An 18,668-nucleotide genomic window follows, 5' to 3' on the forward strand; every position below is an offset into this window, starting at 1 on the left:
ACCGAGAGGAAAGTTCGCCATGGACGTCACCGCCGCCCGCCTGATCGCCGCCTTGGCAGCTCTCTGGCCCCGTCAGAGCGATGCCCTGACGGGGCTCGCCCTGCCCGAGCGGCTGCGACTGTGTCTGGACAGCCGCGAGTTGGCGGCTGGCGACGTCTTCGTCGCGGTGCCGGGCGTGGCGGCGGATGGTCGGGACCACGTCGGCGAAGCCCTCGAGGCCGGCGTGACGCTGGTGCTCGCCCACCGCGACGACGCAGCCGTGCTGCCGGACGATCCGCGGGTCGTGGCGCTGCCGCATTTGCGCCAGCGGCTCGGTGAGCTGGGGCGCGATCTGTTCGCGGTGCCCGAGACGCTGGAGGCGGTCGGTGTGACCGGCACCAACGGCAAGAGCTCGGTCACGCACTATATCGCGGCACTGAGCGAACGCCTCGGCCGGCCGGCCGGCATGGTCGGCACCCTCGGGCACGGTCGTCCCGGCGCGCTCGTCGAGGGGCGGTTGACCACGCCGGGGCCTCTGGCGCTGCAGGCCGCTTTGGGCGATTTGGCCGCCGAGGGCGTCGAACGGGTCGCCATGGAGGCCTCGTCGCACGCCCTGGAGCAGGGGCGGCTCGATGCCTGTCGTCTTGCCGCGGGGGTGTTTACCAACCTGAGTCGCGATCATCTGGATTACCACGGCAGCATGGCCGCCTACGCCGCGGCCAAGGCTCGCCTGTTCCGTCGTGCCGAGCTCGAGTTGGCGGTGGTCAACGCCGATGATCCCCTGGCACGGCTGATGCTGGCCGGCCTTGGCGAGGGCGTGAGGGTGCTGGCGGTGGGCGAGGGCGACGCCGTGATCCTGCGGGTGGTGGATTGGATTCCCCACGGCGAAGGGCAGCGGGCCCTGGTGGCTACGCCCGACGGCGAGCGCGTGCTGTCGCTGGCGCTGATGGGACGCTTCAACCTCACCAACGTATTGCTTGCCATCGCCGCCCTGTACGGGCTGGGCGAGGATCTCGATGCCCTGTTCGAGGCCGCCGGCGATCTCGCGCCGGTGCCGGGCCGTATGCAGGCGCTGGTCGGTGAGGGCGCGCCCACGGTGGTGATCGACTATGCCCACACCCCGGATGCCCTGGAGAACGCCCTGCAGGCGCTACGCGCGCATCTGCCCGACAGCGGCCGGCTGTGGTGCCTGTTCGGCTGCGGCGGCGATCGCGATGCCGGCAAGCGCCCGCTGATGGCGGCCGCCGCCGAGCGCCATGCGGATCGCCTGGTGATCACCGACGACAACCCCCGCTCCGAGGCGCCGGCGGCGATCCGTCAGGCAATGATCGAGGGATTGTCCGAGGCCGGCCGTGAGACCGCCGAGGTGGTCGACGGCCGCGCCCGGGCGATCCGCGAGGTCATCCGCGAGGCCGCCGCCGAGGACGTGATCCTGATCGCCGGCAAGGGCCACGAGGCCTACCAGGAGATCGCCGGGGTGCGCCATGCCTTCTCGGACCTTGCCGAGGTCGAGGCGGCGCTGGCCGCCCGACGGGAGGGCGAGGCATGAGCGGCATCGGTCTCGACACGCTGGCCGAGGTCGCGACGGCGCTCGGCTGCGACGCGCCTGAAGGCGATGTGTCGGTGGGCGAGATCGTCACCGATACCCGCCGTCTGGCGCCGGGGGCGCTGTTCGTGGCGCTGACCGGCGAGCGCTTCGACGGTCACGACTTCATCGCCCAGGCTCGTAAGGCCGGTGCAGTGGCCGCGGTGGTCGAGCGTCGCGTCGACGACCCGCTGCCGCAGCTGGTGGTGGCCGATGCCCGGCTGGCGCTGGGTCTGCTGGGCCGCGCTCGGCGCCGTGCCTGGGGAGGCCCGCTGGTGGCGGTGACCGGCAACAGCGGCAAGACCACGGTCAAGCAGATGCTGGCCACGCTGCTGGCTCGCCGCGGCGAGACGCTCGCCACTCGAGGCAACCTCAACAACGATATCGGCGCGCCGCTGACCCTGCTGGAGCTTTCCCCCGAGCATCGCCAGGCCGTGGTGGAACTCGGTGCCAATCACCTCGGCGAGATCGCCTGGACGTCGAGCCTGGCCGAGCCGCAGGTGGCCGTGATCACCAACGTCACCGGCGCCCACGTGGGGGAATTTGGCGGCCTGGGACGCATCGCCCAGGCCAAGGCCGAGATCCTGATGTCGCTGCCGGGCGACGGGGTGGCGGTGCTCAACCGTGACGACCGCTATTTCGCCAGCTGGGCTAGCCTCGCGGCCCCTCGTGAGGTGCTGGATTTTGCCATCGAGGCCCCAGCGCGTCTGCGAGCCGAGACACTGGTTTGCGATGCGCTTGGACGCTATGCTTTCACGCTGTTTTGCGACGATCGTGAACTGGGACGCGTCCAGTTGGCCCTGCTTGGTCGTCATAACGTCGCCAATGCGCTGGCAGCGGCGGGTGCCGCTCTGGCGCTGGGCCTGGCAGAGGACGACGTGGTGGCCGGTCTCGAGGCGGTGACGCCCATGGCGGGACGGCTCAGCGTAGTGGCGGGCATCAAGTCCTCGCGGGTGCTGGACGATAGCTATAACGCCAACCCCGGTGCGGTCAAGGCCGCCCTCGAGTTGCTGGCCGGCCTGCCGGGACCGCGCTGGTGCCTGCTGGGCGCCATGGGCGAACTGGGCGAGGCCTCGGCGAGCTTGCACGCCGAGGTTGGCCGCTACGCGCGCACGCTTGGCATCGATTTTCTCGGCACCTTCGGCGAGGCGGCGCGTCCGGCCAGCCGGGCCTACGGCGAGGCGGGTTGCCATTTCGACGATCGGGAGGCGCTGACGCGCCACGTCCTCCATCATCTGCCGCCAGGGGCCAGCGTGCTGGTCAAGGGGTCGCGCAGTGCCGGCATGGAAGCCGTGGTAGCGGCGCTGTGTCCGGATGCATCAAGGTAAGGCATTACATGCTGCTCTTTCTGGCTGAATTACTGGCGCAATTCCAGAGCGCCTTCAACGTCTTCAACTATCTGACCCTGCGCATGATCCTGGGCACCCTGACCGCCCTGGTGCTGTGCCTGTGGCTCGGCCCGGTGGTGATCCGCCGGCTGGTGGAACGCCAGATCGGCCAGGCGGTGCGCGACGATGGCCCGCAATCGCATCTCTCCAAGGCCGGCACCCCGACCATGGGCGGCGCCATGATCCTGATGGCGATCGCCGTCAGCACTCTGCTGTGGGGAGACCTTCGCAACCACTACGTCTGGGTGGTGCTGGCCGTGACCCTGGGCTTTGGCGCGATCGGCTGGGTCGACGACTACCGCAAGGTGGTGGAGAAGAACCCCCGTGGCCTTCCGGCGCGCTGGAAGTACTTCTGGCAGTCGGTGATCGGCCTGGGCGCCGCCGTCATCCTCTACGTCACCGCTGCCTCGCCGGTGGAAACCAGCTTGATCCTGCCGCTGTTCAAGGACTTCGTGCTGCCGCTCGGCGTGTTCTACGTCGTGCTCACCTATCTGGTGATCGTCGGCAGTTCCAACGCCGTGAATCTCACCGATGGTCTGGACGGCCTGGCGATCATGCCCACCGTGCTGGTGGCCATGGGGCTGGCGGTGTTCGCCTATGCCAGCGGCAACGTGGTGTTCGCCGAGTATCTGCAGATCCCGATGATTCCCGGTGCCGGTGAGCTGGCGGTGTTCTGCGCGACCATCGCCGGCGCTGGCCTCGGCTTCCTGTGGTTCAACACCTACCCGGCTCAGGTCTTCATGGGCGACGTGGGCGCACTGGCCCTGGGGGCCGCGCTCGGCGTGGTCGCGGTGATCGTGCGTCAGGAGATCGTGCTGTTCATCATGGGCGGCATCTTCGTCATGGAGACCGTCTCGGTGATTCTGCAGGTGGGCTCCTACAAGCTCACCGGCCGGCGTATCTTCCGCATGGCGCCGCTGCACCACCACTACGAGCTCAAGGGCTGGCCGGAGCCGCGTGTCATCGTGCGTTTCTGGATCATCACCGTGGTGCTGGTACTGCTGGGGCTGGCCACCCTGAAGATCCGCTGAGGAACTGTCGATGGTCAAGGTGCCCAATGGCGTTACGCTAGTGGTCGGGCTCGGGGTTTCCGGGCGTGCCATCTGCCGTCACCTGGAACGGCAAGGGCAGCCGTTCATGGTGGCCGACACGCGCGCCGCGCCGCCGGGACTGGACGATTTCCGCGCCGCCCATCCCAACGTCGCGGTCCACTGCGGGCCGCTGACCGAGCTGGAGATGAGCGGGGCCCGTGAGGTGGTGGTCAGCCCCGGCGTGGATCCACGAAGCCCCGGGCTCGATGCGCTGGCCGGGCGTATCTCCGCCTCGGGCGAGCCGCTGCTGATCGGCGAGATTGCACTGTTCGTGCGGGCCGCCCGTGCACCCATTGCCGCCGTCACCGGGGCCAATGCCAAGTCGACGGTGACGACTCTGCTCGGCGAGATGGCCGCCGAGGCCGGTCGGCGCGTGGCAGTGGGAGGCAATCTCGGTACCCCGGCGCTCGACCTGCTCACCGAGCGGCCCGACGCCGAGCTGTTCGTGCTCGAACTGTCGAGTTTTCAGCTCGAGACCACGCCCAGGCTCGGCGCCGAGAGCGTCGCCTTTCTCAACCTTTCCGAGGATCACCTGGACCGTCACGGTGACCTTGCCGGCTACCGTGCCGCCAAGCAGGCCATCTTCCGCGGCGCTCGCCATGCGGTGGTCAACGCCGAGGACCCGGCGACCTGGCCGGACGTGCCTCCGCCGGCGCTCGAACGTTTCACCACCGCGGCCCCCGCGCTCGTCAGCGAACATGAGCCGGCGGAGTGGGGTATCGCGATACATGATGACGGCGCGGGCCCTTGCGATTGGCTGATGCACGGGGAGACGGCGCTGATGCCCGCCGCGGCGGTGCGCCTGCCGGGGCGCCACAACCAGGCCAACGCCCTGGCAGCGTTGGCCATGGGGCATCGCCTCGGCCTGGGATTTCCTGCCATGCGCCGCGTGCTGGAACGCTTCTCCGGCCTGCCGCATCGCGGCGAACTGGTGGCCGAGTTCGGCGGGGTGCGCTGGATCAACGATTCCAAAGGCACCAACGTGGGCGCCACCCTGGCCGCCATCGCCGGACTCGGCCCGACGCTCGACGGCCGGCTGATCCTGCTCGCCGGCGGAGAGGGCAAGGGCGCCGACTTCGCGCCGCTGGCTGCACCGCTGGCGCGCCACGCTCGTGAGGCGGTCCTGTTCGGTCGCGACGCCGAGCGGTTGGCGGCGGCGCTCGACGGCGCCGTGGCGCTGACCCGGGTCGACGACCTGGCGGCCGCCATGGCCCGGGCCGTAGAGCTCGCCGAGCCCGGCGATTGCGTGCTGCTGTCGCCGGCCTGCGCCAGTCTCGACCAGTTCCCCAACTACCAGGCCCGCGGCGAAGCCTTCCGGGCGGCCGTGCAGCGTCTGGCCGAGGAGGGCACGACATGAGTCGCCTGTCCCGCCTGCGCGACCGGCTGTCTACCGCCGACCAGCCGGTCGACGGCTGGCTGCTGATCGCGGCACTGTCACTGCTGCTGATCGGCTGGGTGATGGTCACCTCGGCCTCTACCGAGGTGGCATCGAGCCTGACCGGCAACGCCTGGTATTTCAGCATGCGTCACGGGGCCTTCCTGCTGGTGTCGCTGGCGGTGGGAGCCCTGGCGCTGCGCGTGCCGCTTGCCTGGTGGAAGGCCAATGGCCCCTTGCTGCTGCTGGTGGGGATCGTGCTGCTGACCCTGGTGCTGGTGGTCGGCCGCGAGGTCAACGGCAGCAAGCGTTGGCTGTCGCTGCCCGGCGTGCCCTTCAACCTGCAGGCCTCCGAGATCGCCAAGCTGTGCCTGATCGCCTATCTGGCCGGTTACCTGGAGCGTTTCCTGCCTCAGGTGCGCCGTGAGTGGGGCGCCTTCCTGCGCCCGCTGGTGGTGCTGGGGCTGCTCGGTGGCCTGCTGATCCTCGAGCCGGACTACGGCGCCGTGGTGGTGATGACCGGCTGCGTGATGGGCATGCTGCTGATGGCCGGCGCCCCCTGGGGACGCTTCCTGCTGCTGATGGTGCTGGTGGCCGCCCTGGGCGCCCTGGTGGCGATCGCCGAACCCTATCGCATGGCGCGCCTGACCAGCTTCGTCGACCCCTGGGCCGACCAGTTCGCCAGCGGCTATCAGCTGACCCAGGCGCTGATCGCCTTCGGACGCGGCCACTGGCTGGGGACCGGGCTCGGCAACAGCGTGCAGAAGCTGTTCTACCTTCCGGAGGCGCATACCGACTTCGTCTTCGCCGTGCTCGCCGAAGAGCTGGGTCTGGTAGGGGCGATTACCGTCATCGGGCTGTTCGCGCTGCTGGTGTGGCGGGCCATGGCGGTGGGGCGTCGCGCCGAGCTGGCCGGTCTGGCGTTCGCCGCCTACGCCAGCTATGGCATCGCCCTGGTGATCGGCGCCCAGGCCTTCATCAACATCGCCGTGAGCAGCGGGATGCTGCCCACCAAGGGCCTGACCCTGCCGCTGCTGAGCTACGGCGGCTCGAGCCTGGTAGTGAGCTGCATCATGATGGCGCTGCTGCTGCGGGCCGACATCGAGACCCGCCAGGCGCTGCGCCGTGCCCGGCCTACCGCCGCACGAAGCGGGGCACCCGACAACCGCAAAGGAACGCAAGCATGAGCCGACGCAACGGGCGACGCGCCTTGATCATGGCCGGTGGCACCGGCGGCCATGTCATCCCGGCCCTGTCGCTGGCCCGGGCGCTGGTGGCCCGCGGGGTCGAAGTCGAGTGGCTGGGTAGCCCCCGGGGCATCGAGAATCGCCTGGTGCCCGAGGCCGAACTGCCGCTGCACCGCATCGCCGTGAGCGGACTGCGTGGCAACGGCCTGACCGGCTGGTTGATGGCCCCCTGGCGCCTGCTGCGCGCGGTGTGTGAGGCCGGCCGGGTGATTCGCGACTTCGATCCCCAACTGGTGGTGGGCCTCGGCGGCTTTGCCAGCGGTCCCGGGGGGCTTGCCGCCTGGCTGGCCCGCCGGCCGCTGGTGATCCATGAGCAGAACGCCGTGGCGGGGCTGACCAACCGGGTGCTCGCGCGGCTGGCTCGGCGGGTCTATGCCGCCTTCCCCCAGGCCTTTCCGGGGCGCGCCGAGGTGGTCGGCAACCCGGTGCGCGACGAGATTGCCGCCCTGGGCGAGGCGCCTCGCAAGGCCGCTGCCATGGCGGAGCGTCCGCTACGCCTGCTGGTGGTCGGCGGCTCGCTTGGGGCGTTGGCGCTGAATCGTGGTGTGCCCGAGGCGCTGGCCCGGTTGCCCGAGTCCGATCGCCCCGTGGTGCGCCACCAGGCCGGACGCGACAAGGATCCGGCGACCCGTGAGGCCTATGAACGGCATGGCGTCGAGGCCGAGGTCACTCCCTTCATCGACGACATGGCGGCGGCCTACGACTGGGCCGATCTGGTAGTGTGCCGCGCCGGCGCCCTGACCGTGGCGGAGCTGGCGGCGGCGGCGAAGCCGGCGCTGTTCGTGCCCTTCCCCCACGCCGTGGACGATCACCAGACGGCCAACGCCGCGGCCCTGGTGGAAGAGGGGGCAGCCGCCCTGATGCCGCAGGCCGAGATGACCGCGGCGGCGCTGGCCGAACGGCTGGCGACGCTGCTCGACCCCGATACCCTTGCCACCATGGCGGCGCAGGCGCGACGCTGTGCCCACCTCGATGCCGTCGAGCGGCTGGTGGCCGGTTGCATGGAGACAGCTTTTGAGTGACGAGACCCTAGGGCCGGTCCCCGGCCAAGCCACGCCCCCGCGTCCCGGGCGCGGACTGGGCATGCGCCGCATCCGGCGCATTCACTTCGTCGGCATCGGCGGCGCCGGCATGTGCGGTATCGCTGAGGTGCTGGCCAACCAGGGCTATGCGGTCAGCGGCAGCGACCTCAAGGCATCGCCGGTGGTCAGTCGGCTGCAGGCGTGTGGCATCCGTGTGGCGATCGGCCACGCCGAGGACAACGCCCGCGACGCGGATGTCGTGGTGGTGTCGACCGCGGTCGACCCGACCAATCCCGAAATTCGCTGGGCCCAGGAACATCGCGTGCCGGTGGTGCGTCGCGCCGAGATGCTCGCCGAGCTGATGCGCTTCCGCCATGGCATTGCCGTGGCCGGCACCCATGGCAAGACCACCACCACCAGCCTCACTGCCACGCTGTTGGGTGAGGGCGGGCTGGATCCCACCTTCGTGATCGGCGGGAAGCTGACCAGCGCCGGGACCAATGCGCGGTTAGGCGAGGGCGACTACCTGGTGGCCGAGGCCGACGAGTCGGATGCCTCTTTCCTGCACCTGCAGCCGATGGTGGCCATCGTCACCAACATCGATGCCGACCACATGGCCACCTACGGCGGCGACTTCGAACGCCTCAAGGGCACCTTCGTCGAGTTCCTGCACAACCTGCCGTTCTATGGGCTGGCGGTGCTGTGCATCGACGATACCAACGTGCGCGGGCTGATCGAGCGAGTCAATCGCCAGTTCGTGACCTATGGTTTCAGCGCCGATGCCGACTATCGGATCGAAGACTTCGAGCAAGCGGGCGGCGAAGTTCGTTTCAACGCGCGACGCCCCGACGGCCTGGCCTCGCTGCCGGTTCGCCTAGCCATGCCGGGGCGCCACAATGCCCTGAACGCCTTGGCCGCGATCGCCGTGGCCAGCGACGCCGGGGTCGACGATGCGGCCATCCTGCGCGGCCTGGCGGGCTTTGCCGGCGTCGGTCGCCGCTTCCAGGTGCACGGACACTTCGCGACGCCGGCCGGCGACGGCGAAGTGATGCTGGTCGATGACTATGGCCATCATCCGCGGGAAGTGGAAATGGTCATCAGAGCGGTGCGCGACGGCTGGCCCGAGCGGCGTCTGGTGATGGTCTATCAACCGCATCGCTATTCGCGGACCCGGGATCTCTATGAGGATTTCGTTCGCGTGCTGGCGGGGGTCGATACCCTGTTGCTGCTCGATGTCTATGCGGCCGGCGAGCCGCCGCTGCCGGGTGCCGACGGCCGCAGCCTGGCCGGCTCGATTCGCCAGCGCGGCGAGGTCGATCCGATCTTCGTCCAGGACAAGGACGAACTGCCGGGACTGCTGGCCAAGGTGCTGCGTCCCGGCGATATCCTCATCACTCAGGGCGCCGGCGACGTGGGCGGCATCGCCCAGCGTCTGGCCGATGCCCGACTGGCGCTTGGCGAGGTGTCTCTATGACGGTGCAGACGACCGGCCAGGGCCGGGTGGTAGTGGTGTACGGCGGTGATTCCGCGGAGCGTGAGGTATCGTTGAAAAGCGGTGCGGCCGTGCTGGCGGCACTAAGGCATAGCGGCGTCGACGCCATCGGCTTCGATCCCGCCGAACAGGGCGGGCTCGCCGGCCTCGAGGCGCTTGCTCCCGATCGGGTCTTCATTGCCCTGCATGGTCGAGGCGGCGAGGACGGGACCCTGCAGGGCGCCCTCGAGCTGCTGGGGATTCCCTATACCGGTAGCGGGGTGCTGGCCTCGGCGCTTGGCATGGACAAGCAGCGAACCAAGCTCGTCTGGCAGGCCCTGGGGCTGCCGACCCCCGAGAGCGTGATGCTCGGCCCCGATGCCGATTGGCCGGCAGTGGCCGAGCGGCTGGGGCTGCCGCTGATCGTCAAGCCGGTGCACGAGGGGTCGACGCTGGGCATCACCATCGTCGAGACGCCTGAAGCGCTGGAGGCGGCCTATCGCGATGCCGCGCGCTTCGATGCCCGGGTCATGGCCGAGCGTTTCGTGCGGGGCGAGGAGTATACGGTGTCGCTGCTCGGCGACGAGGCCCTGCCGGCCATCCGTGTCGAGGTGCCGAGCGGTTTCTATGACTACGAGGCCAAGTATCTTTCCGACGAGACTCGCTACCACCTGCCCTGCGGGCTGGAGACGGACGAGGAGCGGGAGCTGGCCGATCTTTGCCGTCAAGCCTTCGCCGCCGTGGGCGGCGCGGGCTGGGGGCGGGTCGACGTGATGCGCGACGCCCAGGGACGCTTCTGGCTGCTGGAGGTCAATACCGTGCCCGGCATGACCGACCATAGCCTGGTGCCCCAGGCCGCCGCTCATGCCGGCCTGGACTTCGATGCGCTGGTGCTGCGCATCCTCGACAGCGCCGGGCAGGGGTGAGCCGATGGCGCGTCGCGGAAGCCTGATCGGCGTTCTGTTGCTGGCGCTGGTGCTCGGCGCCGGCGGCCGAGCCCTGTGGCTGTGGCTCGATCGCCCCATCGAGCGGGTATCCATCCGCGGCGACCTGGAGCGGGTCAGCGCCGACTATCTGCGTCGCCAATTGGCGCCACTGGTGCGAGGCCAGACCTGGCTGTCGGCCGATCTCGGCAGCCTGCGCGATCAGGCTCGGGACATCGGCTGGCTCAGCGAGGTGCGGATCCGCAGGGAATGGCCCAATGCGCTGGTGTTCGAACTCGTCGAGCAGGTCCCGGTGGCCCACTGGAACGATGATCGTCTGCTCAACCCGGCGGGGGAGCCCTTTGCCTTCGCTCCCTTGCCGGCGCCCGGCGGGCTGGTGCATCTCGCCGGGCCGGCTGGCAGCGGTCCCGAAGTGCTGGCTTATCACGACGACCTGGCCGAGCGACTGGCCGAGCACGGCCTGACGCTGCGTCAGTTGCGTCTCGAGGATCGCGGTGCCTGGCGGCTTCAGGTCAAGGGGGGCATATGGGTCATGCTGGGGCGCAATAACCGCGAGGCCAGACTGGCGCGTTTCCTGGCGGCATGGGATCGCGAGTTCGCTGATTTGGCGTCGCATATTCGCTACATCGATCTGCGCTATCCCAATGGCGTGGCCGTTGCCTGGCACGGTGAAACCGAACCGGTGGTGGCCAGCGCGTCGACAGGAAGCTGATCGCTCATCTCGTGGCGCATGACCCATTCATGCCGATTGTCAGGTATTTCTTTTGGGTGAAAATCGCCGTATCGTGACGGATGTTTTTCGCCATGGGCTGGTTAAGCACGGGAAGTTGTTCCTATAATTGGCCCAGGTTTTTTCGTTGTAAACACGTCACCCCCCAAGCGGGTCAGGCTCGAGGAGATTTCCCGGCTCATGTCAGGTCCATCCAATGCGTCCAATATGGTAGTCGGGCTGGATATCGGAACATCCAAGGTCGTGGCGATCGTGGGCCAACCCACCGACGATGGCGGCATCGAGATCGCCGGTATCGGCTCTCATCCCTCGCGTGGGATGAAGAAGGGCGTGGTCATCAACATCGAGTCCACGGTGCAGTCGATCCAGCGGGCCGTGGAAGAGGCCGAGCTGATGGCCGGCTGCGACATCCATTCCGTCTACGTGGGCATCGCCGGTAGCCACATCAGCTCGATGAATTCCGACGGCGTGGTGGCGATCAAGGAGCGCGAGGTGGCACCCACCGATATCGAGCGCGTCATTGATTCGGCCCGTGCCAGGGCCATCTCCGAGGGGCAGCGCGTGCTTCACGTGTTACCCCAGGAGTTTGCCATCGACACCCAGGGGGGCATCCGTGAGCCGCTGGGCATGTCAGGGGTGCGCCTGGAGGCCCGAGTGCACCTGGTGACGGCCGCGCTCAATGCCGTGCAGAACATCGAGAAGTGCGTGCGCCGCTGCGGGCTCGACGTGGATGCCATCATTCTCGAGCAGCTGGCCTCCAGTCACGCGGTGCTGACCGAGGACGAACGCGAGCTGGGCGTGTGCATGGTCGATATCGGGGGCGGGACCACCGATATCGCGGTGTTCACCGAAGGTGCCATTCGCCATACCGCAGTGATTCCCATCGCCGGCGACCAGGTGACCAACGATATCGCCATGGCGCTGCGCACCCCTACCCAGCATGCCGAAGAGATCAAGGTCAAGTATGCCTGTGCCTTGACGCAGCTCGCCGCCAGCGACGAGATGATCAAGGTGCCGAGCGTCGGCGACCGACCGGCCCGCGACCTGTCACGCCAGTCGCTGGCCGAGGTGGTGGAGCCGCGCTACGAAGAGCTCTTCACCCTGGTGCGCGATGAACTGCGCCGCAGCGGCTTCGAGGATCTGGTCGCTGCCGGCGTGGTGCTGACCGGTGGAACCTCGCGCATGGAAGGGGTGGTCGAGCTGGCGGAGGAAATCTTTCACATGCCGGTGCGGATCGCTTGCCCGCAGAACGTGCGCGGTCTCGCCGATGTGGTACGCAATCCGATTTATTCGACGGGGGTCGGTTTGCTACATTACGCTCTAAACGAGGCCCGTCAGGGGCACGGCCAACAAGAGTCGTCGGGCAGCAGCATGTCGGCGCAACCGAGGCGGGGTGACGTCTCCCGGCGCGGAGCAGGGGAAGGGATTCCGGCGCTGGTAAAGCTCAAGGGCTGGTTCAAAGGAAATTTCTGACAGGGCCGCGCACGCGGTCCAGGAGACGGGGCTAATGTTCGAACTGGTAGACAGCGCACCCTCAAGCAGTGCGGTCATCAAGGTCATCGGTGTCGGCGGCGGCGGCGGCAATGCCGTCAATCACATGGTCGAGAGCAGCATCGAGGGCGTCGAGTTCATCTGCGCCAACACCGATGCCCAGGCGCTGAAACGGGTGGCGGCCAAGACCGTCCTCCAGCTCGGCAGCGAGATCACCAAGGGCCTCGGGGCCGGTGCCAATCCCGACGTGGGGCGTCAGGCCGCCATGGAGGATCGCGAGCGTATCGCCGAACTCCTCAATGGCGCCGACATGGTCTTCATCACCGCCGGCATGGGTGGTGGCACCGGTACCGGCGGCGCGCCGGTGGTCGCCCAGGTGGCCAAGGAGCTCGGCATCCTGACCGTGGCCGTGGTCACGCGTCCCTTCCCCTTCGAGGGGCCCAAGCGCATGCGGGCCGCCGAGGAGGGCATGAAGGAGCTGTCCGAGCATGTCGACTCGCTGATCACCATCCCCAACGAGAAGCTGCTCTCGGTGCTCGGCAAGAGCGCCAGCCTGCTGACGGCCTTCAGCGCCGCCAACGACGTGCTGCTGGGCGCCGTTCAGGGCATTGCCGAGCTGATCACCAGCCCCGGCATCATCAACGTCGACTTCGCCGACGTGCGCACCGTGATGTCCGAGATGGGCATGGCGATGATGGGTACCGGTGGTGCCACCGGCGAGAACCGGGCCCGCGAGGCCGCCGAAAAGGCGATTCGCAGCCCGCTGCTCGAGGACATAGACCTCCACGGCGCTCGCGGCATCCTGGTCAACATCACCGCCGGGCCGGACCTGTCGATCGGCGAGTTCAACGACGTGGGTGCCACCGTCCAGGAGTTCGCCTCCCAGGACGCCACCATCGTGGTCGGTACGTCCATCGACATGGAAATGACCGACGAGCTTCGGGTCACCGTGGTGGCCGCTGGGCTCGATGGTCAGCGCCCGCAAGCCTCGGCCCATCGCGAGAGCGGCCGGCGCGAGGCGGCGGCCTCCGGTGACTATCGCCAGCGTCAAGCCGCCGCTGCCGGGCGTGCACAGCAGGCCGCGGTCAATCGTGGTGCAGCGACGGCGCCCAAGCCCGAGCCTCAGGAGGCATCACGGGCCCAGCAGGAGCCGCGCAAGTCCCAGGATCTCGATGACTACCTGGATATCCCGGCTTTCCTGCGTCGGCAGGCTGATTGAGAGTCGCTATCGTCCACATAGGCCCCGTTAGCGGAAGTTATTTTTGTTGAAACGTGCGTTCGGTGTTATAGTGAACGGTGTTTGATAATCACCGACTGCCTGGCGACTGCCCATGATCAGACAACGCACACTCAAGAACGTCATTCGCGCCACCGGCGTCGGCCTGCACTCTGGCAAGAAGGTCTATTTGACCCTTCGGCCGGCGCCGGTCGACACCGGCATCGTCTTCGTTCGCACGGACCTGGAGCCGGAAGTGCAGATCCCGGCGCGCGCCGAGAGCGTGACCGACACCACCCTCTGTACTGCCCTGTCCAAGGATGGCGTCAAGGTGGCGACCGTGGAACACCTGATGTCCGCTCTCGCAGGCCTTGGCATCGACAATGCCTACGTGGATGTCAGCGCGCCGGAGGTGCCGATCATGGATGGCAGCGCCGGGCCTTTCGTGTTCCTGATCCAGTCCGCGGGAATCGCCGAGCAGAATGCCGCCAAGAAGTTCATCCGCATCAAGCGGGAGGTGGTGGTGCGCGATGGCGACAAGGAAGCCGTGTTCCTGCCGCACCAAGGCTTCAAGGTGTCCTTCGCCATCGATTTCGATCATCCGGTGTTCGAGGACCAGAAGCAGAATGCCGTGGTCGATTTCTCCACCACCTCCTTCGTCAAGGAAGTGTCCCGGGCCCGGACCTTCGGCTTCATGCGCGATCTCGAGCACCTGCGCTCCAACAATCTGGCGCTGGGCGGCAGTCTCGACAATGCCATCGTCGTCGATGACTATCGCATCGTGAACGAAGGTGGGCTGCGCTATGACGACGAGTTCGTCAAGCACAAGGTGCTGGATGCCATCGGCGATCTCTATCAGTTGGGGCATAGCCTGATCGGCGAGTTCCGGGGCGTGAAGTCCGGGCATGCGTTGAACAACCAGCTGTGCCGGGCGTTGATGGAAAACCAGGATGCCTGGGAGATCGTGACCTTCGAGGAAGAGGCCGCCAAGGCGCCGATTTCCTATGCGGCGCCGGCCATGGCCTGACCCCGGCTCAGCCGGGAGCCGCAAGCTTGAAGACAAACAACCCCACTGGCAGGCCCAGCGGGGTTGTTTCGTATCAGGCCGAGGCCATGCTGCGTTCCAGCTTCCAGCTTCCAGCTTCCAGCTTCCAGCTTCCAGCTTCCAGCTTCCAGCTTCCAGCTTCCAGCTTCCAGCTTCCAGCTTCCAGCTTCCAGCTTACGGCTCGCGCTCCGCATGAGAGGCGAGGCGCTTCAGGGCGCTCTTGAGTCGCGGGTCTTCCACATCGTCGGCGCAGCTGGAAAGCTCGTCGGCGGCGCGGGCGGGCAGTCGGCGAGTCTGACGCACCGGCGCCTTTGGAGGGCGCACAGGGCGGACCTTGAAGTCGAAGCCGGTTACCGCGGCAAATCCGGGAAGTTCATGGAGCAGCTGCAGCAGGCGTGCCTGCTCGTAGCGCAGGCGGGTCAGCCAGACGGCGCGGTCGGTGATCACCGTCAGCCGCCCCTGGTGAAAGCCGCCCACGAACATGTGCTCGCCGAGTTCGGCGGGCAGGTGATCGCGCAGGTGGCGCTGGGCCATATCGATCAGCCGGGCCCGGCGCATCAGATCGCCGAGATCCCCTCGACCGTCCAGTAGCCGGGACATGGGCTGTGCTCGGAACCGCTTAACCTTTATACTCATCAGCTTGATTCTCGGGGTGTGACCCTGGGGAGTTGCCGTCGGATGTCGCTTCGACGGCCCTCGAAAGCATGAGCCTAGCACAGGCATGGGAGTCCCTCGACAGCATGGCCAGCAGCCCGACCGCGGAGACACGTTCGTCAGCCCTCGCCGGAGATTTCTCCCCGGCCGAGGCGGCAACGTCGCGCCGTCCCACCGAGCGCCGGGCGCCTCGCTGGTGGCTGGCCGGCCTGCTGGTGGGGTGTCTGTTGCCGGCAGGGCTGACCCCGCTCGACGTGGCGAGGCCCGCCGAGCGCATCATCCAGATCTGCATCCTGGCTCCGGCGCTGATCCGCGCCAGCTCCCGGCTCCAGGCGCGGCGGCGCGCCCGCCGCCGCTGGCCGCCGGCCAGCCGCCGCCCATCGCCATCGCAGGGGGGCCTTGCCGGGCGCCCCATGGCCACTTCGGTGCTGCGCGCCGTGGCGGGCCACGATGTGCTGAATCGTCGCGGGCCGCCGATGGCTCGTCTCTTCCCCATGACGAGCGGCCGGGAGTGTCTCCCGGCCTGAGGCACCCGCAGCGACTGGATCTTTCATGATCAACAACCTGTTACGCAAGGTCGTCGGTTCCAAGAACGACCGTGAAGTGAAGCGCATGGGCCGCACCGTGGCCCGTATCAACGCCCTCGAGAAGGACCTGGAGACGATCGACGACGCGGCGCTCCAGGCCCGCACCAGCGACTTCCGCGAGCGCCTGGCCGGCGGCGAGGAGCTCGATGCCCTGCTGCCGGAGGCCTTTGCCACGGTGCGCGAGGCCAGCAAGCGCGTCATGGGCATGCGCCACTTCGATGTCCAGATGATCGGCGGCATCACCCTGAACGGTGGACGCATCGCCGAGATGAAGACCGGCGAGGGCAAGACCCTGGTGGCGACCCTGGCCGTCTACCTCAATGCCCTGCCGGGCGATGGCGTGCACGTGGTCACCGTGAACGACTACCTGGCCCGCCGCGACGCCGATTGGATGCGCCCCCTCTATGAGTTTCTCGGTCTGTCCGTGGGCACCATCTACGCCGGCCAGACGCCCGAGGAGAAGCGCGCGGCCTATGCCTGCGACATCACCTACGGCACCAACAACGAGTTCGGCTTCGACTACCTGCGCGACAACATGGCGTTCTCGCTGGAGGACAAGGTCCAGCGAGGGCTGAGCTATGCCATCGTCGACGAGGTCGACTCGATCCTGATCGACGAGGCGCGAACGCCGCTGATCATCTCCGGGGCGGTGGACGAGAATACCGAGCTGTACAAGGTCGTCGATCGCCTGGCGCACCATCTGGCCGCCTGCACCGACGAGGAAGACCCGGAGAGCGGCGACTTCACGCTGGACGAGAAGCAGAAGCAGGTGGAGCTGACCGAGGGAGGTCACCACCGGGTCGAGGAACTGATGCGCGGCCAGAGCCTGCTGGGGGAGGAGGACTCCCTCTATGCCGCCCAGAACCTCAACCTGCTGCAGCACATGCACTCGGCACTGCGGGCCCGCCATCTCTACCAGCGTGACGTCGATTACATCGTCAGCGATGGTCAGGTGGTGATCGTCGACGAGCATACCGGCCGTTCCATGCCGGGCCGGCGCTGGTCCGAGGGCCTGCACCAGGCGGTCGAGGCCAAGGAGGGCGTGACGGTCCAGCGCGAAAGCCAGACGCTGGCCTCCACCACCTTCCAGAACTACTTCCGCCTGTATGACAAGCTGTCGGGCATGACCGGCACCGCCGACACCGAAGCCTTCGAGTTCCGGCAGATCTACGGCCTGGACGTAGTGGTCATTCCCACCAACCGGCCGTTGGTTCGCCGTGACCAGAACGATCTCGTCTACCTGACCGCCGAGGAGAAATACGAGGCCATCATCGAGGACGTCAAGGCGCAGACCGAGGCCGGTCGACCGGTGCTGGTGGGTACTGCCTCCATCGAGACATCCGAATACCTGGCCGGGCTGATGAAGCGGGCGGGGCTGGACTTCAACGTGCTCAACGCCAAGCAGCACCAGAGCGAGGCGCAGATTATCGCCCAGGCCGGTCGCCCCGGTGCCATCACCATCGCCACCAACATGGCGGGCCGCGGTACCGACATCGTGCTGGGCGGCAACTGGGAAGCCGAGGCGGCGCAACTCGAGTCCCCGAGCGAAGAACAGATCGAGCGCCTCAAGTCCGAGTGGCAGTCGCGCCACGAGGCGGTGCTCGAGGCCGGCGGCTTGCACGTGGTCGGTTCCGAGCGCCACGAGTCTCGACGCATCGACAACCAGCTGCGTGGGCGCGCGGGCCGTCAGGGCGATCCCGGCTCGACGCGTTTCTTCCTGTCCCTGGAAGACAACCTGATGCGGCTGTTCGGCTCCGAGCGCGTGCAGAAGCTGATGCAGGCCCTGGGCCTGGAGCGCGGCGAGGCAATCGAGCACAAGATGGTTTCCAACGCCGTGGAGCGCGCTCAGAAGAAGGTCGAGGGACGCAACTTCGACATTCGCAAGCAGTTGCTCGAGTACGACGACGTGGCCAACGACCAGCGTCGCGTTATCTACGAGCAGCGTAACGAGATCCTTGCCGCCGATGATGTCTCCGAGAACGTCACCGGCATCCGCACGGAGGTGCTCGACGAGGCGATCAGCGAGTTCGTGCCGCCCCAGAGCCTGCCCGAGCAGTGGGATCTGGCCGGCCTCGAGTCGCATCTCAAGTCCGAGTTCAATCTCGAGGCGCCGGTGCAGCAGTGGGCCGAGGAGGATCAGCGCTTCCACGAGGAGCAGCTGCGCGAGCGACTCCAGGAGATGCATCGCCAGGCCTACGAGGAGAAGGCCGAGATCGCCGGCACCGAACTGATGCGACGCTTCGAGAAGCAGGTGATGCTCCAGGTGCTGGATACCCGCTGGAAGGAGCATCTGCAGTCCATGGACCACCTGCGGCGCGGCATTCATCTGCGCGGCTATGCCCAGAAGAATCCCAAGCAGGAGTACAAGCGCGAGTCGTTCGAGCTGTTCCAGATGCTGCTCACCAACATCAAGGCCGATGTCACGCGCATCCTCAGCCACGTCAAGGTGCGCCGTCCCGAAGAGGTCGAGGCCCTGGAGCAGCAGCGTCGCGAGTCCCTGGAGCGTGAGAAGGCGGCTGCCGCCAGCCGACACGATGCGCCCGAGGCCGCCGAGGAATCGGAGTCCGAAGCGTCCACCGCGCCGGGAAGCGATGGTCGGCCGCTGCGTCGGGAAGGCCCCAAGGTGGGGCGTAACGATCCTTGCCCCTGCGGCTCGGGCAAGAAGTTCAAGCAGTGCTGCGGCAAGCTGAGCTGAGCGACGGGTCACGGGCTACGGCTTGCGGGTCGCGAGGCACCGAGCATCATCCTGCTCGAAGCTCGAAGCTCGAAGCTCGAAGCTCGAAGCTCGAAGCTCGAAGCTCGAAGCTCGAAGCTCGAAGCTCGAAGCTCGAAGCTCGAAGCTC

Annotated in this window: 16 protein-coding genes; 15 read left to right on the forward strand and 1 reads right to left on the reverse strand. The window is 67.6% G+C overall.

What is annotated here, in order from left to right:
* Nucleotides 1-19 precede the first annotated feature (19 nt).
* The 13 genes from FHR96_RS20415 to FHR96_RS20475 all read left to right on the forward strand — a co-directional run bounded on the left by FHR96_RS20415 (nt 20) and on the right by FHR96_RS20475 (nt 14,808).
* A complete protein-coding gene (locus FHR96_RS20415) occupies nt 20-1,528 on the forward strand; it encodes a UDP-N-acetylmuramoyl-L-alanyl-D-glutamate--2,6-diaminopimelate ligase (RefSeq protein WP_183389554.1) in 1,509 nt (502 codons plus the stop codon).
* Nucleotides 1,525-2,892 carry a UDP-N-acetylmuramoyl-tripeptide--D-alanyl-D-alanine ligase gene (locus tag FHR96_RS20420; RefSeq protein ID WP_183389555.1) on the forward strand — a complete coding sequence of 456 codons (1,368 nt, stop codon included), beginning with the start codon at nt 1,525-1,527 and terminating at the stop codon, nt 2,890-2,892. The genes FHR96_RS20415 and FHR96_RS20420 overlap by 4 nt, the downstream gene beginning before the upstream one ends.
* Nucleotides 2,893-2,900: 8 nt before the next feature.
* On the forward strand, nt 2,901-3,983 hold the full coding sequence (gene mraY, locus FHR96_RS20425; protein ID WP_183389556.1) for a phospho-N-acetylmuramoyl-pentapeptide-transferase: 1,083 nt from the start codon (nt 2,901-2,903) through the stop codon (nt 3,981-3,983).
* Nucleotides 3,984-3,993: 10 nt separating this feature from the next.
* Nucleotides 3,994-5,400, forward strand: a complete 1,407-nt coding sequence (gene murD / locus FHR96_RS20430) for a UDP-N-acetylmuramoyl-L-alanine--D-glutamate ligase (protein WP_183389557.1) — start codon at nt 3,994-3,996, stop codon at nt 5,398-5,400.
* The gene (gene ftsW, locus FHR96_RS20435) at nt 5,397-6,605 is read left to right on the forward strand and encodes a putative lipid II flippase FtsW (RefSeq protein WP_183389558.1); all 1,209 of its coding nucleotides are present in this window, start codon (nt 5,397-5,399) and stop codon (nt 6,603-6,605) included. The genes murD and ftsW overlap by 4 nt, the downstream gene beginning before the upstream one ends.
* The gene (gene murG / locus FHR96_RS20440; protein WP_183389559.1) at nt 6,602-7,687 is read left to right on the forward strand and encodes an undecaprenyldiphospho-muramoylpentapeptide beta-N-acetylglucosaminyltransferase; all 1,086 of its coding nucleotides are present in this window, start codon (nt 6,602-6,604) and stop codon (nt 7,685-7,687) included. Before ftsW ends, murG begins: the two co-directional genes overlap by 4 nt.
* 61 nt (nt 7,688-7,748) lie before the next feature.
* On the forward strand, nt 7,749-9,161 hold the full coding sequence (gene murC, locus FHR96_RS20445; protein ID WP_183389569.1) for a UDP-N-acetylmuramate--L-alanine ligase: 1,413 nt from the start codon (nt 7,749-7,751) through the stop codon (nt 9,159-9,161).
* Nucleotides 9,158-10,084 carry a D-alanine--D-alanine ligase gene (locus FHR96_RS20450; RefSeq protein ID WP_183389560.1) on the forward strand — a complete coding sequence of 309 codons (927 nt, stop codon included), beginning with the start codon at nt 9,158-9,160 and terminating at the stop codon, nt 10,082-10,084. Before murC ends, FHR96_RS20450 begins: the two co-directional genes overlap by 4 nt.
* A 4-nt stretch (nt 10,085-10,088) precedes the next feature.
* Nucleotides 10,089-10,814, forward strand: coding sequence for a cell division protein FtsQ/DivIB (locus FHR96_RS20455; RefSeq protein ID WP_183389561.1), 726 nt, complete (start codon nt 10,089-10,091; stop codon nt 10,812-10,814).
* A 198-nt stretch (nt 10,815-11,012) separates the two neighbouring features.
* A complete protein-coding gene (gene ftsA / locus FHR96_RS20460) occupies nt 11,013-12,305 on the forward strand; it encodes a cell division protein FtsA (RefSeq protein ID WP_183389562.1) in 1,293 nt (430 codons plus the stop codon).
* A gap of 34 nt (nt 12,306-12,339) precedes the next feature.
* On the forward strand, nt 12,340-13,542 hold the full coding sequence (ftsZ, locus tag FHR96_RS20465) for a cell division protein FtsZ (RefSeq protein ID WP_183389563.1): 1,203 nt from the start codon (nt 12,340-12,342) through the stop codon (nt 13,540-13,542).
* A 112-nt stretch (nt 13,543-13,654) separates the two neighbouring features.
* A complete protein-coding gene (gene lpxC / locus FHR96_RS20470; protein WP_183389564.1) occupies nt 13,655-14,566 on the forward strand; it encodes a UDP-3-O-acyl-N-acetylglucosamine deacetylase in 912 nt (303 codons plus the stop codon).
* Nucleotides 14,567-14,652: 86 nt separating this feature from the next.
* Nucleotides 14,653-14,808, forward strand: a complete 156-nt coding sequence (locus tag FHR96_RS20475; RefSeq protein ID WP_183389565.1) for a hypothetical protein — start codon at nt 14,653-14,655, stop codon at nt 14,806-14,808.
* Here the strand turns inward: FHR96_RS20475 and FHR96_RS20480 are convergent.
* A complete protein-coding gene (locus FHR96_RS20480; RefSeq protein WP_246393065.1) occupies nt 14,759-15,184 on the reverse strand; it encodes a DUF721 domain-containing protein in 426 nt (141 codons plus the stop codon). The two genes, FHR96_RS20475 and FHR96_RS20480, sit on opposite strands and share 50 nt — an antisense overlap.
* Before the next feature lie 140 nt (nt 15,185-15,324).
* On the opposite strand from FHR96_RS20480, the gene FHR96_RS20485 reads away from it, so the two are divergent.
* Together FHR96_RS20485 and secA are read left to right on the forward strand one after the other, a co-directional pair.
* Nucleotides 15,325-15,765, forward strand: coding sequence for a hypothetical protein (locus tag FHR96_RS20485; RefSeq protein ID WP_183389567.1), 441 nt, complete (start codon nt 15,325-15,327; stop codon nt 15,763-15,765).
* A 25-nt stretch (nt 15,766-15,790) separates the two neighbouring features.
* Nucleotides 15,791-18,520, forward strand: a complete 2,730-nt coding sequence (gene secA, locus FHR96_RS20490) for a preprotein translocase subunit SecA (RefSeq protein WP_183389568.1) — start codon at nt 15,791-15,793, stop codon at nt 18,518-18,520.
* Nucleotides 18,521-18,668: the final 148 nt, after the last annotated feature.

Origin of the sequence: Halomonas organivorans (assembly GCF_014192055.1) — a bacterium.
Taxonomy (GTDB): domain Bacteria; phylum Pseudomonadota; class Gammaproteobacteria; order Pseudomonadales; family Halomonadaceae; genus Halomonas; species Halomonas organivorans.

What these genes read in the sequence shown, in the direction of transcription:
- FHR96_RS20415 (WP_183389554.1), top strand. Translation starts at nt 20, where the DNA reads ATGGACGTCACCGCCGCCCGCCTGATCGCCGCCTTGGCAGCTCTCTGG.
- FHR96_RS20420 (WP_183389555.1), top strand. Translation starts at nt 1,525, where the DNA reads ATGAGCGGCATCGGTCTCGACACGCTGGCCGAGGTCGCGACGGCGCTC.
- mraY (WP_183389556.1), top strand. Translation starts at nt 2,901, where the DNA reads ATGCTGCTCTTTCTGGCTGAATTACTGGCGCAATTCCAGAGCGCCTTC.
- murD (WP_183389557.1), top strand. Translation starts at nt 3,994, where the DNA reads ATGGTCAAGGTGCCCAATGGCGTTACGCTAGTGGTCGGGCTCGGGGTT.
- ftsW (WP_183389558.1), top strand. Translation starts at nt 5,397, where the DNA reads ATGAGTCGCCTGTCCCGCCTGCGCGACCGGCTGTCTACCGCCGACCAG.
- murG (WP_183389559.1), top strand. Translation starts at nt 6,602, where the DNA reads ATGAGCCGACGCAACGGGCGACGCGCCTTGATCATGGCCGGTGGCACC.
- murC (WP_183389569.1), top strand. Translation starts at nt 7,749, where the DNA reads ATGCGCCGCATCCGGCGCATTCACTTCGTCGGCATCGGCGGCGCCGGC.
- FHR96_RS20450 (WP_183389560.1), top strand. Translation starts at nt 9,158, where the DNA reads ATGACGGTGCAGACGACCGGCCAGGGCCGGGTGGTAGTGGTGTACGGC.
- FHR96_RS20455 (WP_183389561.1), top strand. Translation starts at nt 10,089, where the DNA reads ATGGCGCGTCGCGGAAGCCTGATCGGCGTTCTGTTGCTGGCGCTGGTG.
- ftsA (WP_183389562.1), top strand. Translation starts at nt 11,013, where the DNA reads ATGTCAGGTCCATCCAATGCGTCCAATATGGTAGTCGGGCTGGATATC.
- ftsZ (WP_183389563.1), top strand. Translation starts at nt 12,340, where the DNA reads ATGTTCGAACTGGTAGACAGCGCACCCTCAAGCAGTGCGGTCATCAAG.
- lpxC (WP_183389564.1), top strand. Translation starts at nt 13,655, where the DNA reads ATGATCAGACAACGCACACTCAAGAACGTCATTCGCGCCACCGGCGTC.
- FHR96_RS20475 (WP_183389565.1), top strand. Translation starts at nt 14,653, where the DNA reads ATGCTGCGTTCCAGCTTCCAGCTTCCAGCTTCCAGCTTCCAGCTTCCA.
- FHR96_RS20480 (WP_246393065.1), bottom strand. Translation starts at nt 15,184, where the DNA reads ATGTCCCGGCTACTGGACGGTCGAGGGGATCTCGGCGATCTGATGCGC.
- FHR96_RS20485 (WP_183389567.1), top strand. Translation starts at nt 15,325, where the DNA reads ATGGCCAGCAGCCCGACCGCGGAGACACGTTCGTCAGCCCTCGCCGGA.
- secA (WP_183389568.1), top strand. Translation starts at nt 15,791, where the DNA reads ATGATCAACAACCTGTTACGCAAGGTCGTCGGTTCCAAGAACGACCGT.